This is a genomic window from Acidovorax sp. GW458-11-26-14-TSB4 (assembly GCF_059423865.1).
This window is the reverse complement of sequence record NZ_JBWKYR010000002.1, coordinates 286,102-301,188: the sequence shown is the minus strand read 5'-3', so window position 1 is coordinate 301,188 and position 15,087 is coordinate 286,102. Positions and strand designations below refer to the sequence as shown.

Here is a 15,087-nt window from a genome sequence, read left to right as displayed (position 1 = left end):
GGCTCAGGTGCGCAAACCTGGGGGCGGTGGCAGGTCGGGCTCGAAGGTCTTGATGCCGGCACCGATCAGATCGGGCGCAATGTCCATGGCCCAGGCGGCGCCTGCGGCGGCCAGCAGGGCATCGGTGTCGGGCACCACGGCATTGCGGCCAAAGGTCAGCTCGGCCAGCGTGCCCAGCACATGCTCGGCACTGCCCGTGGCCAGCACCACGCGGCCGTTCTTCACCACCACGGCCCGGCCGTTGTCCTTGGCACGGTGTTCGACGATGGCCGGCAGCGTGTGGTCCTGCGCATACAGCACCACGTCGCCATCGCACAGGCGGGCCAGGTCGACCACCTGTTCCTCGGCGGCGTTGAGCACGGCGGCGCCGTCGGCCAGCACCACGTCCACCTGGGTGCGCAGCACCTTGGTCATCTGGTCCTGTTCGTGCACGTCGAATTCGGCCAGGGTGCCGGCGCCGTCCATGTCGGTCACCACGCCCACCTTGCAGCGGTCATACGCCAGGCCGTCGCGCAGGATGGTGCGGGCGTCGTTCTCGATCACCGCGGCCTGCACCATCTGGTTCATCAGCAGGCGGTGGGCGGCTTCCCAGTGGGCGCTGTCGGTGGCATCCACGTGGCGGCGGTCCAGGAACAGGCCGTCGCGGCAGGCCACTCCGGTGTGGCGGCCGCTCAGGTGCAGCAGCCAGGCCACCAGGCGCGAGATGGTCGCGGTGTTGCGCGTACCGGCGACGCCCACCACGGGGATGCGGCCGGCCGTGCCCTCGGCATGGTCCTCGGTCGGGAACAGGTGCTCCACGATGGCCTGGCCCACGGGGCGGGGCGCGCCCACGGCGGGTTTCAGGTGCATCAGCAGGCCGGGGCCGGCGTTCACCTCGACGATGGCGCCACCCTGGGTGTGCAGGGGCTTGGAGATGTCCTGCGCCACCATGTCGATGCCCGCGATATCCAGGCCCACGACCTTGGCTGCGAGCTGGGCGATGTAGGCCACCTCGGGGTGCACGTCGTCCGTGCAGTCCACGGCCACGTTGCCGTTGCGCTGCACCACGATGACCCGGCCGGCAGCGGGCACGGAGCCGGCATCCAGGTCCTGGCGCTTGAGTTCCAGCTGCACCTTGGTGTCGGTGGCCAGGTCGATGATTTCCAGCGGGTATTCCTCTTCGTAGCCGCGCCGCGGGTCGGAGTTGAGTTGGCTGTCGATCAGCTCCTTGACGGTGGAGCGGCCGTTGCCGGTGATGCTCACCACCTCGCCGCGTGCGGCGGCCACCACCTTGCCGCCCACCACCAGCAGGCGGTGCTCGTCGCCGGGGATGAAGCGCTCGACCATCACGTCGCTGCCCTCGGGGTAGGCCACGTGGTAGGCAGCCTCGATGTCTTCCCGCTTGCGCAGGTCCAGGGTCACGCCGCGGCCGTGGTTGCCGTCCGAGGGCTTGACCACCACGGGCAGGCCGATGTCCTCGGCCGCTTCCCAGGCTTCCTCGGGGCTGTTGACCACCTGGCCTTCGGGAATCGGCACGCCGCAGGCCTTGAGCAGGCCCTTGGTCAGGTCCTTGTCGCTGGCGATGCCTTCGGCGATGGCGCTGGTGAATTCGGTCTCGGCGGTCCAGATGCGGCGCTGGCTGGCGCCGTAGCCCAGCTGCACCAGGTTGCCATCGTTCAGGCGGATGTGGGGGATGCTGCGGTCGGTGGCGGCCGTGACGATGCAGGCCGTGCTGGGGCCCAGGTACTGGTCGTCCACCTCGGTGCGCACGCGCGCCACGGCGGCGGCCACGTCGAAGGGCTCGTCGTTGATGGCCGACATCAAGAGCCGGTGGCCCTGGGCCAGGGCCACGCGCGCCACCTGTTCGTCACGCGCGCGGAACACCATGCGGTATACGCCGCGCTGCGAGGTGCTGCGCGTCTGGCCAAAGCCCGTGGGCATGCCGGCCAGGTTGAGCAGCTCGATCACGATGTGCTCCAGCACGTGGCCGCACCATGTGCCTTCCTCCAGGCGCTGCAGGAAGCCGCCGCGCTCGCCCACACCGCAGTGGTGCTCGATCAGCGCGGGCAGCCAGGCCGTCAGGCGATCGTTCAGGCCGGGCAGGGTGTGGGAGGGGTGGTCCTCCAGCACGCCCAGGTCCAGCCAGACTTCCAGCACGGGCCGGTAGGTCCAGATGTTGGGTCCACGCAGGTAATTGATGCGGAGCAGTTGGATGTCGTTGAATTTCGCCATGGGATGCAGCGGTAGGGTTTCCGGCCTTTCGGGGCTATGCGGGGAGGACAACGAGAAGAATATGGGGGAATATTGTGCTCCACCCGGACGGCAGCAGCGGCTGTCAGCCGGGGAGCCGTCGCAGACGTTACAGGTGGATGCCTTGGCGTTCCTGCCCGCAGTATCGGGGAGAATTCGCGCTGTGGCGCAATCGGTGACCGCTGGCTGCCAGGGGCGCAAATACCAATCCAACATGCAACATCACCATTCTGTGGACGCCTCCGGTGTCTTTTCCGGCCCCCTGGGTGCCGACCTGCGGGCCATGCTCGCTTCCCAAGAGAACGTGCTGGCCACGTTACAGGTTGACCTGAGCGCCGAGTTGCGCTTTGCCACGGGGTGGGTGGTGGTGACTTCCGAGCGCCTGCTGGCCTGCGAGCCCGGTACCAGTGCCTGGCGGGCCTGGCCGCGCAGCCCCGCCCTGGAACTGCGCATGCACGACCACGGGGGCATCGGCGCGCTGGAGCTGCACGATGCCGACGCGCGCCTGGCGCTCTGGCGCTTCACCCTGGGCCAACATGCCCAGGCGCTGCGCCTGGTGCAGCGCTTCGAGCAGCCCGCTGGCGCCAGCGAGGCGGAGGAAGCCACCTGCCCCCAGTGCCACACCCCCCTGCCGCCCGATACCGAAGAGTGCCCGGCCTGCGCACGCGCCCAGCCGCCGCAGACCTCCACCTGGGTGCTGCTGCGCCTGTGGCGCTTTGCCCGCCCCTACCGTAAGCAATTGGCGGCCGGCTTCGCGCTGACCCTGGCCTCCACGGCGGCCACCCTGGTGCCGCCCTACCTGACCATCCCGCTGATGGACGACATCCTGATCCCGTTCCAGAACGGGCAGAAGATCGAGCCCGGCCTGGTCATGCTGTACCTGAGCGGGCTGCTGCTGTCGGCCCTGGCGGCCTGGGGCCTGTCCTGGGCGCGCACCTACATCCTGGCGCTGGTGTCCGAGCGCATCGGCGCCGACCTGCGCACCACCACCTACGAGCACCTGCTGCGCCTGTCGCTCGACTATTTCGGCGGCAAGCGCACGGGCGACCTCATGGCGCGCATCGGCTCGGAGACGGACCGCATCAACGTTTTCCTTTCCTTGCATGCCCTGGATTTCGTGACCGACGTGCTCATGATCATGATGACGGCGGCCATCCTGTTTTCCATCAACCCCTGGCTGGCCCTGGTCACCCTGGTGCCGCTGCCCTTCATCGCCTGGATGATCCACACCGTGCGCGACCGCCTGCGCACCGGCTTCGAGAAGATCGACCGCGTCTGGTCCGAGGTGACCAACGTGCTGGCCGACACCATCCCCGGCATCCGCGTGGTCAAGGCCTTCGCCCAGGAAAAGCGCGAAGCCCAGCGCTTTCGCGACGCCAACCAGCACAACCTGGAGGTCAACGACAAGCTCAACAAGACCTGGTCGCTGTTCACCCCCACGGTGTCGCTGCTGACCGAAATCGGCCTGCTCGTGGTCTGGGCCTTCGGCATCTGGCTGGTGTCGCGCAACCAGATCACGGTGGGGGTGCTCACGGCCTTCATCGCCTACATCGGGCGCTTCTACAGCCGGCTCGACTCCATGAGCCGCATCGTCTCGGTCACGCAGAAGGCGGCCGCCGGCGCCAAGCGCATCTTCGACATCCTGGACCACGTGAGCAACGTGCCCGATCCGGCCCAACCGGTGAAGGTGGACAAGGTGCAGGGCGCCATCGCCATGCGCAACGTGGGTTTCCGCTACGGCAGCCGGGCCGTCATCAAGGGGCTGGAGCTGGATATCCGCCCTGGAGAGATGATCGGCCTGGTGGGCCACAGCGGCTCGGGCAAGAGCACCCTGGTCAACCTGATCAGCCGCTTCTACGACGTGACCGACGGCTCTATCCAGGTCGATGGCGTGGACATCCGCCGTTTTGCCGTGGCCGACTACCGGCGCCACATCGGCCTGGTGCTGCAGGAGCCCTTCCTGTTCTTCGGCACGATTGCCGAGAACATCGCCTACGGCAAACCCGAGGCCACGCGCCAGGAGATCGTGGCCGCAGCCCGTGCGGCCAACGCGCACGAATTCATCCTGCGCCTGCCGCACGGCTACGATTCGCTGGTGGGCGAGCGCGGCCAGGGCCTGTCGGGCGGCGAGCGCCAGCGCATCAGCATCGCGCGGGCTCTGCTGATCGACCCGCGCATCCTGATCCTGGACGAGGCCACCTCGGCCGTGGACACCGAGACCGAGAAGGAGATCCAGAAGGCGCTGGACAACCTGGTCCAGGGCCGCACCACCATCGCCATCGCCCACCGCCTGTCCACCCTGCGCAAGGCCGACCGGCTGGTGGTGATGGACCGCGGCGAGGTCGTGGAAGTAGGCCCGCACGACGAACTCATGGAGAAACAGGGCGCCTACTGGCGCCTGTATGAAGCCCAGGCCCGCCGTGCCGAAGAGGATGCCCAGGCCGCCGGCGTGATCATCGACAGCAGCCTGCTGCACCCGGCCCACCCTGCGGGCAACGCCTGAGACAGGGGCACAGGAATCACCATGACCGAATTGAACATGTCCCCGACCCAGCCGGTGCAGCTGCACCGCGACCCCCACGGGCGCCTGGTGCTCACCCTGCCCGACGGCACCGTGCACCAGGGCGTGGTGCCCGTGCGCGCCTTTCCCATCGCAGCGCCTGCCGAGGGCCTGTCCCTGGTGGGCAGCGATGGCCATGAACTCCTGTGGCTGGACCGCTTCGACCAGTTGCCCGCGGCCGGGCGTACCCTGGTCGAGGAAGAGCTGGCGGTGCGGGAGTTTGTGCCCACTATTGAAAAAATAGCCGCGGTATCGAGTTTTTCGACGCCCAGCACCTGGGATGTGGAAACCGACCGGGGCCCCGCACGCCTGGTGCTCAAGGCCGAGGAAGACATCCGCCGGCTCGGCGGACGCACCCGCTTGCTTATTGCCGCAGGCGAGGGTGTGCAGTTCAAGGTGCCCGATACCACGCAGCTGGACCGGCACTCGCGGCGCCTGCTCGAACGCTTTCTCTGACGCCTGGCCCACCCCCGCCCGCCCCGGCTTGATGCAGGGGCGGGTTTTTTTCGCCCTTTTATGGCTTAAAAACTAGGGGTAAACCCCTAATTTTGGGCTTAAAGGCAAAAAAGACCTCAATTTCCCCTTTTGTTTGCCGTTATGAATGTACGAAGAGTCCGGAAGTGCCTCTGTCCATTCCATCCACCACCTGGGGCCCGCCATGCAAATGCCACCTGTTGATCGATCGCCGACCTGGCGTCCTCCGGGCGCCGATTTGTATTCCACCGGCGCCTCGGGGGCGCCGCCGATACGCCCTGTGAACGCGCCACTGCCCGTCGAGTCCATGGACCGGCTGGGGGAGGGGGCTATCGTGCGCGAGCCCGACAAGCCCTCGGCGCCCGAGGCGCCGAACCGCGACTGGACCGAGGTGAAGAAGAAGGAAACGGTGGAGGAGCCGCCCGAGCCGCCGCCGGAGCCCATCTACAAGCAGTTGCTCGAACTCATACAGTCCATGTGGCGTGCCAGCGGCAGCGCCGTGGAGGTGGCGCAGGACATCAACAAGGTGACCCAGCAGGAGCGCCTGGCCCAGCAGGTCAAGAACGAACCGCTGACCTACTCGGATCCCAAGGTCAAGCGCACGGCCGGGCTGTGAACCGGTAGCCAGGATGTGGCGCTGCGGCGGCGCCGGACAGGGTGGGTTTTTCGCTATCGAAGCGATAGCAATTGAGGTCAGGGAGCGCTGGCTGCAGGAGCGGGAGCGGCAGGCGCCTGCTGTTGTTTGGCGCGATCCCGTTCGTCGCGGTACTTGGCCGCAAAAACGCGCACCTCTTCGTACGAGACAAAGCCATCGCGGTCGGTATCGGCCTCGTCGAAGGCATTGGCCAGGCGCGGGAACAGTTTCACTTCGGTCCGGCTGAGCTTGCCGTCACCGTTGAAGTCCAGCATCTTGAACTCCCGGATGGCCTTGGCCTCACCCTTGGACAGGCCTTCGGTATCGGCGGGCGGCGGAGCGACCGGCGCCTGTGCGGACGCCAGGCTGCACGCGATCAGGGCCGCGGCGCCCCATGCCAGAAAAATCGTCTTCTTCATGCGCTCAAATCCTTGTGATGGGCCATGGTCCCACAGATGCAGCCTGCCGGTGCCCTTTGCAATCGGTCAGAGGCCGTCTTTCACCACAAGTTGCAAACCATTGCACAAACTTGCGCGCGGGTTGCCCTTCAATCCGCCAGCAGCGTGACCGGGTTGGACACCCCGCTGTTCACATGCCCGGCCGGCACATGCAGCGATGCCGAGGTGACGTGTCCGGTCTGGTCGTCGAAGAAGAAGTCGGGCTCGAACTCGCGCAGGAACTCACCCTTGGGCAGCCCGCCGAGGAACATGGCCTCGTCCACGGCGATGTCCCAGTCCATCAGCGTGCGGATGGCGCGTTCGTGCGCGGGCGCGCTGCGCGCCGTGACCAGCGCGGTACGGATGCGCATGCCCGTGCCGCCCGCGTGCTGCAGCCGGTGCAGGGCGGCCAGCAGTGGTTTGAACGGGCCATCGGGCAGGGGCTGCGCCGCCTTGTCGGTCTCGTGCCGCTGGAAGGCGGCCAGCCCCTCGGCCTGGTAGACGCGTTCGGCCTCGTCCGAGAACAGCACGGCATCGCCGTCGAAGGCAATGCGCACCTCGTTCGGGTTGGTGTCGCCCGCGCGCACGGATTCGGTCAGCACCCGCGCCGCCGGGTAGCCCAGGTGCAGGGCCTGGCGCACGTCGGCCTCGTTGGCCGACAGGAACAGGTGCGCCCCCAGCGGGCGCAGGTAGCGGAACGGGTCGCGGCCCTGGGTGAACACGCCGCGCTGCACCATGGGCAGGCCGTGGGCGAGGCAAGAGCGGAACACACGCATGCCGCTCACCGGGTCGTTGCGCGAGAGCAGCACCACCTCCACCCGCTGGTGCTCGGTGGTGTTAAAGGCCAGCAGCTTGCGCACCAGCGAAAAGGCCACGCCCGGCGCGGCCGGCACGTCCAGGCGCTGGCGCTGCATCTCCACGTAGGCGCGGTCGTCCGTGTCGTCGAAGACGCGGTTTTCTTCCTCGAAATTGAACAGCGCCCGCGAGGAGATCGCGACCACCAGCTTGTCGTCCAGGGTGACGGCCATGGCGTGTCTACCTACTTGACGAACTGGTTGAGCTGGATGATGGGCAGCATCACGGCCAGCACGATGGCCATCACCACCAGCCCCATGGCCACGATCAGCAGGGGCTCCAGGATGGTGGCCAGCTGCATGGCGCGGCGCTGCACCTCGACCGACAGCTGCGTGGCGGCGCGCTGCAGCATCACCGGCAACTGGCCGGTCTGCTCGCCCAGGCGCGCGAACATCGACAGCAGGCCCGGAAAGCGCTTCTTCTGCGCCAGGGCCGAGGCCAAGGGCGCGCCCTCGCGCACCAGCACCAGGGCATCGAGCGCATCGGCACGCAGGGCGCGGTTGTTCAGGGTTTCGGCGGCGGCCTGCAGGGCGCGCAGGATGGGCACGCCGGCACTGGCCAGCATGGCCAGCGTGCTGGCAAAGCGCGCCGCGTTGTAGCCGCGTGCGAGCTTGCCCACCAGGGGCAGGTTGAGCCAGGCGGCATCGAAGCGTTCACGCACGCTCTCGGACTTCAGCGACCAGCGCAGGCCCAGTGCGCCGATGACCAGCACACCGAAGATCGCCAGCCCATAGTTGCGCACCAGGGCGCTGATGCCCAGCATCACCGTGGTGATGAAAGGCAGGGCGCGCTTGGAACCCGCGAACACGCTGGCCACCTGGGGCACCACATAGCCCAGCAGGAACATCACGATGGCGATCGCCACCAGGGTCACGATGGCCGGGTAGAGCGCGGCGCCCACCAGCTTGGCCTTGAGCGCCTGGCGGTCTTCGAGGTCATCGGCCAGGCGTTCGAGCACCAGGCCCAGGTTGCCGCTGTGCTCGCCGGCACCGATCACCGCGCAGTAGATGTCGGAGAACTCGCGCGGGTGCTGGCCCAGCGCACGGGCGAAGGTGGCGCCGGCATTCACCTCGGCGCGCAGCGCGGCCACCAGGTGGCGCTGGCGGTCGTCGTCGGCCTCGTCCGAAAGGGCGCTCAGGGCGCGCTCCAGCGGCAGGCCCGAACTCACCAGGCCGGCGATCTGCCGCGTCCAGATGGCCAAGCCGGTGGCGTTGAACACCGGGCGGGTGAACAGGCTGCGGTTCCAGCCCTGGCCGGAGCCGTCGCGGGACTGCCCGGTCTGCACCTGCTCCACTGCAATCGGCACCAGGGCCTGCGCACGCAACTGGGTGCGGGCGGACTTGGCGGTGTCGGCCTCCATCAGGCCTTTGCGGGTCTGGCCCTGGGCGTCCAGGGCTTCAAAGGAAAAAGCGGGCATGCAGCAGGTGGTGGGTGGGCGGTTGCGAAGTGCACAAATGCACTGTCATCAGCCCGATGGTAGCGGCAACCGGCACCCGATACCGTGACGCACCACCCCCGCAGGTGACAAGCCGGCTACCCCAGCCGATTTCTCAGGCCGCCACGGCGCTGCCCAGGGCCGCATGGGCCTGCGCCGCGATCTCCAGCGAACGCAGCCGCAATGCGGGGTCGTAGACATCGCTCACCAGCATCAGCTCGTTGGCACCGGTCTCGCGCACCAGGTCGGCCAGACCAGCCTGCACGGTCTCGGGCCCGCCGATCACGGCCGCTGCCAGGAAGTCGCCGATGGCCGCGCGCTCCTGCGGCTGCAGGCGCGCCGCAAAATTCTCCACGGGTGGCAGCAGCAGGCGCCGGTCGCCGGTGAGGATGCCCAGCACGCGCTGGTAGGTGCTGCTGGCCAGGAACTCGGCCTCCTCGTCGGTAGGCGCCGCGATCAACGGCACGCCGATGGCCAGGTAGGGCTTGGGCCAGGCGGCCGAGGGGCGGTACAGGTTGCGGTACAGGTCGATGGCCTGGTGCAGCAGGCGCGGCGCGAAATGCGAGGCAAAGGCATAGGGCAGGCCGCGCTCGGCCGCCAACTGGGCCGAGAACAGGCTCGAACCCAGCAGCCAGATGGGCACATTGGTGCCGGCACCGGGCGTGGCCACCAGGCGCTGGCCCGGCTCCGGTGCGGCCAGCAGGCGCTGCAGCTCGGCCACATCCTGCGGAAAGTCGTCGGCCGTCTCCACGCGGCTGCGGCGCAGCGCGCGCATGGTGGCGGGGTCGGTGCCGGGCGCGCGGCCCAGCCCCAGGTCGATGCGGCCGGGGTAGAGCTCGGCCAGCGTGCCGAAGGCCTCGGCCACCACCAGCGGCGCATGGTTGGGCAGCATCACCCCGCCCGAGCCCACGCGGATGCGCGAGGTGCCGCCCGCGATGTGCCCCACCAGCACGGCCGTGGCCGAGCTGGCGATGCCGGCCATGTTGTGGTGCTCGGCCAGCCAGTAGCGGGCAAAACCGAGCTTTTCGGCATGCTGGGCGGTGCGCAGGGCGATCTGCAGGGCCTCGGCCACGGTGCCGCCATCGCGGACGGCCACCAGGTCCAGCATGGACAGGGCGGTGCGGGGGGAAACAGGTTCAGTCATGTGCGCATTGTGGTCCGGCCCGGCCGGCAGCGCTTGCATGGCGACCAAGAGCCGAGGCTGGCAGCAGGGGCGCAGTGCACACGCCGGCAGGGGTATGGCATTTTTTGGTAGCCAAAACCCAAAACGCTACACAAAATGTTTCAAATGGGTGGCGGCATTCCGTGCGCGGGGGCCTGCCCGCATACCAACACGGGGTCGCACATGGGTTTTTTCAGCCGACTGTTCAAGATGCGGGAGCAAGACCCGAGCAGCCCCGACACGACCTGGGCCATGGAAGACAACGGCAGCGAACTGGTGCTGGACGCCGAGTACGCCACCATGCTCATGACCGAGATCGACATCGATGCGGCCATCGCCAGCCATGAGCGCTGGCGCCTGCAGTTGCAGGACATGGTCAATGGCGTGAGCAACGAGGTGATGCGGCCCGAACGCATCTGCCAGGACGACCGCTGCGACCTGGGCCGCTGGCTCTACGGCACGGGCCGTGTGCGCCTGGGGCACTACCCGGCCTTCGGCATGCTGGTGGCACGGCACAAGTACTTCCACCAGCAGGCTGCCGCTGTGGTCACCTTGTTCCATGCGGGGCAAAAGCCGCAGGCGGTGCAATTGCTCAACAGCAGCTGCCGCCACGCGTCCAACCAGGTGCTGCTCTTGCTCAAGGAGCTCAAGCGCGGGCTGGGCAGCGCCGGACCTGCAGCCCCCGACGCTCCTCAGTAACTTCTGCCGCCCTTGTACATGGCGTGTTGTCGCCTTTGCAGCGTACTGGCCTCGCCCAGGCGGGCCATGGCGGCGCCCGCATGCGCATGGGTGATGGCCATGCCCAGGCCGTCGGCGGCGTCGGTTCCCGGCAGGCCGGGCAGGGAAAGCAGGCGGCGCACCATCTCCTGCACCTGGCTCTTGGCGGCGCGGCCATGGCCGACCACGGCTTTCTTCATCTGCAGCGCGGTGTACTCGGCCACGGGCAGGTCGCTGGCCACCAGGGCCGTGATGCAGGCGCCGCGCGCCTGGCCCAGCAGCAGGGTGGATTGCGGGTTGACGTTGACGAAGACGATCTCGACCGACGAGGTGTCGGGCTCATAGCGAGCCACCACCTCGGTGATGCCGTCGAACAGCATCTTCAGCCGCCCCGGCAGGTCGCCCAGGGCCAGCGTGGTCGTGCGGATGGTGCCGCTGGCCACGTAGCTCAGTTGGTGGCCGTCCACGTCCACCACGCCGAAGCCCGTGGTCTGCAGGCCGGGGTCGATGCCCAGGATCCTCATAGCCCGAAGTACCAGCGCACCGAATGGAAGAACACCGGCGCCGCAAAGCACAGGGCGTCCACCCGGTCGAGCAGGCCGCCGGCCCCGGTGACCGACATGCCCTGCATGCCCCAGCTGGTGATGCCGCGGTCGCGCTTGAGCGCCTTCATCACCAGGTGGCCCAGGCTGCCGGCCACGCAAGCCAACAGGGCCATGCCCAGCGCCTGGCCAGGCTTGAACGGGGTGATGAAGGTCAAGAGGCCGCCCACCAGGCCCCCCACGGCCACGCCTGCCAGCCAGCTCACCCACTGGAAGCTCTGGCTCACCTGGGGCGCCACGGGCTTGTGCGGAAAGCGCCGGCCCAGCAGGTGCTGCACCACCATGCAGGTCTGCACCACGAACACCAGGAAGAACACCAGGAAGGCGCCCTTGTCCTTGTAGCCCGGAAAGTCGAGCAGCAGCAGTGCCGGCACATGGCTCATGCCGTACACGCAGACCATGATGCCCCACTGCAGCTTGGCATTGCGTTCCAGGAAGCGCTGCGGGTCATTGGCCAGCGCGCTCACCACGGGCAGCGCCAGGAACACATAGACCGGGATGAACACCGTGAACAGGTCGAAGTGCCGGCTGCCCACGATCCAGAACTGCAGCGGCAGCACCACGAAGAAGGCCAGCACCAGGCTGCGGTGGTCGCCCCGGCGCGTGGGCGAGAGCGTGATGAACTCGCGCAGCGCGAAAAAGCCCACGATGGCGAACAGCACCGTGGCCACGGTGTCGCCCAGCGCCCAGCCGACCCAGAACACGGTGGCCATGGCCCAGGAGGTCTTGAGCAGGCCCCAGAAGCGTTTGGCCTCCAGCGCGTCGGCCTCGGCCATCGGGTCGTCGGCCTGCTGCTCGCGCAGCATGCGCACATAGGCCCAGATGGTGGTGATCGACAGGATGCCGAAAACCACGAGGAACAGGGCGCCGATCTGCTGGGTGGCCGTGAGGCTGCGCAGGAAGTTGTTCACGTCACACCTCCCGGAGCGCAATGACGGCGCGGCGTGCGCGGTCGAGGAAGGGGCGGCGCTCCTCGTCCGGCGCCAATTCGATCGGTGCGCCGAAGGTCACCGAGCAGAGGATGGGCACGGGCACCACTTCGCCCTTGGGCATCACGCGCTGCACGTTGTTGATCCAGGCCGGCACCAGCACCACCTGCGGGAACATCTGGGCCAGCTTGTACAGCCCCGACTTGAAGGCCTGGGGCTCCTCGCCATGGCCGCGCGTGCCTTCGGGAAAGATCACGATGGAGTCACCACTCTGCAAGGCCTTCACCAGCGGCGCCAGCGGGTCGCCCTCGGGCAGCGCCGCGCGCAGTTCCTCGGGCGTGGGTTTTTTGGGCGGCACCTCGGGGGAGGGGTCCGGCCCACCGGCAGAGGCGGTTTCCGCCTCGGGCTGCATGGCGGCGGCCAGCGGCTCCGCAGGCGCGGGCCGTGCCGGCGTGGCCTGGCGGTCCACGTACACTGCATTGAACACGGCGGTGGTGATCCACTGGCGAAACGGCGTCTTGGTCCAGTAGTCCTTGGCGGCGATCGGGCGGGTGATGCTGCGCAATTCCTCGGGCAGGGCCGCCCAGATCAGCACCATGTCGGCATGGCTCTGGTGGTTGGCGAAATAGATGCGCTGCTCCGCCTTGGGCGGGCAGCCATACCAGCGGGCCTGGGAGCCGGTCAGAAACCGCACGATTCCCAGCAGGAGGAGACTCATCAACTTGGCAAGCATGGCGCGATGTTACTGGCGAATCGTGGCGCCCTTGCCAGGGCGGCGCCGCAGGCGGTGCGGTGCCCGACAGTATCATCCGGGTCCGCCCTGCCCCATGAAAAAGTCCCAAGCCTTCACCGTCCACGATGTGGCCCGCCTGGCCGGCGTGTCCGCCATGACGGTGTCGCGCGCATTGAACCACCCCGAGCGCGTGGCTCCGGGCACGCTGCACAAGGTGCGCGAGGTGGTCAGCCAGACGGGATTCGTGCCCAACGGCATGGCGGGGGGCCTGCGCTCCTCGCGCGCCCGGCTGGTGGCCGCAGTGCTGCCGACGCTGACGGGCCCGGTGTTCCAGGAGATGGTGCGTTCGCTGAACCAGGCGCTGGACGAGCGCGGCTACCAGCTGATGATCGGCCAGAGCGGCTACGACGCTTCGCGCGAGGACGCGCTGCTCGACGCCATCATCCGGCGCCGGCCCGATGGCATCGTGCTCACCGGCATCATGCATTCGGTGGAAGGCCGGCGCCAGTTGCGGGCTGCGGGCATCCCGGTGGTCGAGACCTGGGATCTGACGCCCACCCCCATCGACATGCTGGTGGGCTTCTCCCACGAGCGCATTGGTGAATCCGTCTGCCAGTTCCTGCACCAGCGCGGCTACCGGCGGCCCTTGCTGCTGGGCGCCAACGATGACCGGGCGCGCCTGCGCATGGGCGGGTTCCGGCGCGCGGCGCGGGAGCTGGGCCTGGCGGACGAGGTGCCTGCCGTGCTGGTGCCGGCGCCCACCACCCTGGGTTCGGGGCGCAGCGGTCTGGTGGAGGCGCTGGCCAACCACCCCGGGACCGATGCCGTCTTCTGCAGCTCCGACATGCTGGCGCTGGGGGCGCTTATCGAGGCGCAGGCGCGCGGCCTGTCGGTGCCCGAGCAACTGGCCGTCGTGGGCCTGGGCGACCTGGAATTCGCGGCCAGCCTGCAGCCGGCGCTGACCACGGTGCGCATCGACGGCACCCGCATCGGCCGCACGGCGGCGCAGTTCATTGACGACCGCGCAGAGGGCCGCACGGTCGAGCAGCCGATCCTGGACATCGGCTTCGAGATCGTCTCGCGCGCCAGTGCCTGAGCACAGTCTGTGGCAATAAAACACCAGCGCCGCACGCCGTGCTTGAAAGCACCGGCGCTCACCCGTAGCATTCGCCCTCTTTCAAAAACCTGCACCTCGCGAGACCCACATGCCCCGCACCCCCCGTTCCTGCTGAACGACACGCCACACGAAGCCCGCGGCCTCAAGCCCCGGGTTATGCCGCTCGTGTGGGCCTGCGGACAAGCCAGAGTGTTCCCCTGCCGCGCTACCGCGGTCGCGCCGTGAGCCTCCTGCCTTGATCCCGCCATTCCCGGTCCCCTGCTGACCGCCTGCGTCGTCTTCGGCCCCTGTCCCAGGCCTTTGCTGCCTGGTTCCCTGCCTGCCGGAGACTTCCATGACACAACCCTCTTTGCACAACCGCGAACTCGCGAAATACCCCCGTACGCCCCACCTGCAGGGCTCCCGCTACCAGCCCGGCGACAAGGGCGACCCCGTGCCGTATGCCGAACTGCTGGGCAAGACCCTCGTGGTGGAGGAGAAGCTCGATGCCGCGAATGCCGGCCTGAGCTTCGACACCGCGGGCCAGTTGCTGCTGCAGTCGCGCGGGCACTACCTCGACGTGGACCGCCTGGGCGGGCGCGAGCGCCAGTTCAACCCGTTCAAGCAATGGGCCCGTGCGCACGAGGGCCGGCTGCTCGACGTGCTCGAAGACCGCTACGTGATGTACGGCGAGTTCATGCACGCCAAGCACTCGGTCTACTACGACGCGCTGCCGCACCTGTTCTGCGAGTTCGACATCTGGGACCGCCAGGCAGAGGCCTTTCTCGACACACCCGCCCGGCACGCCCTGCTGGCCGGGGTGCCCGTGGTGTCCGTGCCGGTGCTCTACGCCGGGCTCGCGCCGCCACGCATGCAGGCGCTGCAGGCCCTGGTGGGCCCGTCGCTGGCCCGCACGGGGCAGTGGCGTGCCGCGTTCGAGGACGAGGTGGCGCGCCAGGGCCTCGACCGGGCCCTGTGCTGGCAGCAGACCGACCGGTCCGAGCTGGCCGAGGGCCTGTACATCAAGGTGGAGGAGGGCGGCCGCACCGTGGGGCGCTTCAAGCTCGTGCGGCCGGACTTCATCCAGACCATTCTGGATTCGCAGTCGCACCACAGCGAGCGCCCGGTGGTTCCCAACCGCCTGCGCGCAGGCGTGGATCTGTTCGGCCCTGAGGTCGACAAGCGCTGGCCCATCGCGGGCGGTGGCCGGCTCTGAACACGATG

At 68.4% G+C, this 15,087-nt stretch carries 14 protein-coding genes; 6 read left to right on the top strand and 8 right to left on the bottom strand.

Annotated features, from left to right (window positions below; translation table 11 throughout):
• Positions 1-3 precede the first annotated feature (3 nt).
• Positions 4-2,211: a cyanophycin synthetase gene (locus AC07X5_RS07855; protein ID WP_494769667.1), complete on the bottom strand. Its 2,208-nt coding sequence runs from the start codon at positions 2,209-2,211 to the stop codon at positions 4-6.
• Positions 2,212-2,443: 232 nt separating this feature from the next.
• Between AC07X5_RS07855 and AC07X5_RS07850 the strand changes: the two genes are divergently transcribed.
• The 3 genes from AC07X5_RS07850 (at position 2,444) to AC07X5_RS07840 (ending at position 5,879) form a co-directional block, all read left to right on the top strand.
• On the top strand, positions 2,444-4,732 hold the full coding sequence (locus AC07X5_RS07850) for a cyanophycin metabolism-associated ABC transporter (protein WP_494769666.1): 2,289 nt from the start codon (positions 2,444-2,446) through the stop codon (positions 4,730-4,732).
• Between the two features lie 21 nt (positions 4,733-4,753).
• Positions 4,754-5,245 carry a cyanophycin metabolism-associated DUF1854 family protein gene (locus AC07X5_RS07845; RefSeq protein WP_494769665.1) on the top strand — a complete coding sequence of 164 codons (492 nt, stop codon included), beginning with the start codon at positions 4,754-4,756 and terminating at the stop codon, positions 5,243-5,245.
• A 202-nt stretch (positions 5,246-5,447) separates the two neighbouring features.
• Positions 5,448-5,879, top strand: coding sequence for a hypothetical protein (locus AC07X5_RS07840; RefSeq protein WP_409960072.1), 432 nt, complete (start codon positions 5,448-5,450; stop codon positions 5,877-5,879).
• A 77-nt stretch (positions 5,880-5,956) separates the two neighbouring features.
• Here the strand turns inward: AC07X5_RS07840 and AC07X5_RS07835 are convergent, their stop codons facing one another.
• The 4 genes from AC07X5_RS07835 to AC07X5_RS07820 form a co-directional block, all read right to left on the bottom strand.
• The gene (locus AC07X5_RS07835) at positions 5,957-6,316 is read right to left on the bottom strand and encodes an EF-hand domain-containing protein (protein ID WP_494769664.1); all 360 of its coding nucleotides are present in this window, start codon (positions 6,314-6,316) and stop codon (positions 5,957-5,959) included.
• Between the two features lie 128 nt (positions 6,317-6,444).
• Entirely contained in the window at positions 6,445-7,362 is a 918-nt protein-coding gene (locus tag AC07X5_RS07830; RefSeq protein ID WP_494769663.1) for a 5'-nucleotidase, read from the bottom strand.
• 11 nt (positions 7,363-7,373) lie between these two features.
• Positions 7,374-8,606: a type II secretion system inner membrane protein GspF gene (gene gspF / locus AC07X5_RS07825; protein WP_494769662.1), complete on the bottom strand. Its 1,233-nt coding sequence runs from the start codon at positions 8,604-8,606 to the stop codon at positions 7,374-7,376.
• Positions 8,607-8,739: 133 nt separating this feature from the next.
• Entirely contained in the window at positions 8,740-9,768 is a 1,029-nt protein-coding gene (locus AC07X5_RS07820; protein WP_494769661.1) for an LLM class flavin-dependent oxidoreductase, read from the bottom strand.
• Between the two features lie 201 nt (positions 9,769-9,969).
• Between AC07X5_RS07820 and AC07X5_RS07815 the strand changes: the two genes are divergently transcribed.
• The gene (locus tag AC07X5_RS07815) at positions 9,970-10,485 is read left to right on the top strand and encodes a CZB domain-containing protein (protein WP_409960081.1); all 516 of its coding nucleotides are present in this window, start codon (positions 9,970-9,972) and stop codon (positions 10,483-10,485) included.
• Here the strand turns inward: AC07X5_RS07815 and ruvC are convergent.
• The 3 genes from ruvC to AC07X5_RS07800 are packed head-to-tail and all read right to left on the bottom strand — an operon-like array spanning position 10,479 to position 12,767.
• Positions 10,479-11,027, bottom strand: a complete 549-nt coding sequence (gene ruvC, locus AC07X5_RS07810) for a crossover junction endodeoxyribonuclease RuvC (protein ID WP_409960083.1) — start codon at positions 11,025-11,027, stop codon at positions 10,479-10,481. The two genes, AC07X5_RS07815 and ruvC, sit on opposite strands and share 7 nt — an antisense overlap.
• On the bottom strand, positions 11,024-12,016 hold the full coding sequence (locus AC07X5_RS07805) for a phosphatidate cytidylyltransferase (protein WP_409960085.1): 993 nt from the start codon (positions 12,014-12,016) through the stop codon (positions 11,024-11,026). The genes ruvC and AC07X5_RS07805 overlap by 4 nt, the downstream gene beginning before the upstream one ends.
• A 1-nt stretch (position 12,017) precedes the next feature.
• Complete coding sequence (locus AC07X5_RS07800; protein WP_494769660.1) at positions 12,018-12,767, bottom strand: lysophospholipid acyltransferase family protein; 750 nt, start codon at positions 12,765-12,767, stop codon at positions 12,018-12,020.
• Between the two features lie 94 nt (positions 12,768-12,861).
• Here AC07X5_RS07800 and AC07X5_RS07795 point away from each other — a divergent pair, with 94 nt between their 5' ends.
• Together AC07X5_RS07795 and AC07X5_RS07790 are read left to right on the top strand one after the other, a co-directional pair.
• On the top strand, positions 12,862-13,863 hold the full coding sequence (locus tag AC07X5_RS07795; RefSeq protein WP_494769659.1) for a LacI family DNA-binding transcriptional regulator: 1,002 nt from the start codon (positions 12,862-12,864) through the stop codon (positions 13,861-13,863).
• A 355-nt stretch (positions 13,864-14,218) separates the two neighbouring features.
• On the top strand, positions 14,219-15,079 hold the full coding sequence (locus tag AC07X5_RS07790) for an RNA ligase family protein (protein WP_494769658.1): 861 nt from the start codon (positions 14,219-14,221) through the stop codon (positions 15,077-15,079).
• The last annotated feature ends 8 nt before the right edge of the window (positions 15,080-15,087 follow it).

Coding starts and splice junctions, on each gene's coding strand:
- AC07X5_RS07815 (WP_409960081.1), top strand. CDS start 9,970: ATGGGTTTTTTCAGCCGACTGTTCAAGATGCGGGAGCAAGACCCGAGC.
- ruvC (WP_409960083.1), bottom strand. CDS start 11,027: ATGAGGATCCTGGGCATCGACCCCGGCCTGCAGACCACGGGCTTCGGC.
- AC07X5_RS07845 (WP_494769665.1), top strand. CDS start 4,754: ATGACCGAATTGAACATGTCCCCGACCCAGCCGGTGCAGCTGCACCGC.
- gspF (WP_494769662.1), bottom strand. CDS start 8,606: ATGCCCGCTTTTTCCTTTGAAGCCCTGGACGCCCAGGGCCAGACCCGC.
- AC07X5_RS07850 (WP_494769666.1), top strand. CDS start 2,444: ATGCAACATCACCATTCTGTGGACGCCTCCGGTGTCTTTTCCGGCCCC.
- AC07X5_RS07800 (WP_494769660.1), bottom strand. CDS start 12,767: ATGCTTGCCAAGTTGATGAGTCTCCTCCTGCTGGGAATCGTGCGGTTT.
- AC07X5_RS07790 (WP_494769658.1), top strand. CDS start 14,219: ATGACACAACCCTCTTTGCACAACCGCGAACTCGCGAAATACCCCCGT.
- AC07X5_RS07795 (WP_494769659.1), top strand. CDS start 12,862: ATGAAAAAGTCCCAAGCCTTCACCGTCCACGATGTGGCCCGCCTGGCC.
- AC07X5_RS07830 (WP_494769663.1), bottom strand. CDS start 7,362: ATGGCCGTCACCCTGGACGACAAGCTGGTGGTCGCGATCTCCTCGCGG.
- AC07X5_RS07840 (WP_409960072.1), top strand. CDS start 5,448: ATGCAAATGCCACCTGTTGATCGATCGCCGACCTGGCGTCCTCCGGGC.
- AC07X5_RS07820 (WP_494769661.1), bottom strand. CDS start 9,768: ATGACTGAACCTGTTTCCCCCCGCACCGCCCTGTCCATGCTGGACCTG.
- AC07X5_RS07855 (WP_494769667.1), bottom strand. CDS start 2,211: ATGGCGAAATTCAACGACATCCAACTGCTCCGCATCAATTACCTGCGT.
- AC07X5_RS07835 (WP_494769664.1), bottom strand. CDS start 6,316: ATGAAGAAGACGATTTTTCTGGCATGGGGCGCCGCGGCCCTGATCGCG.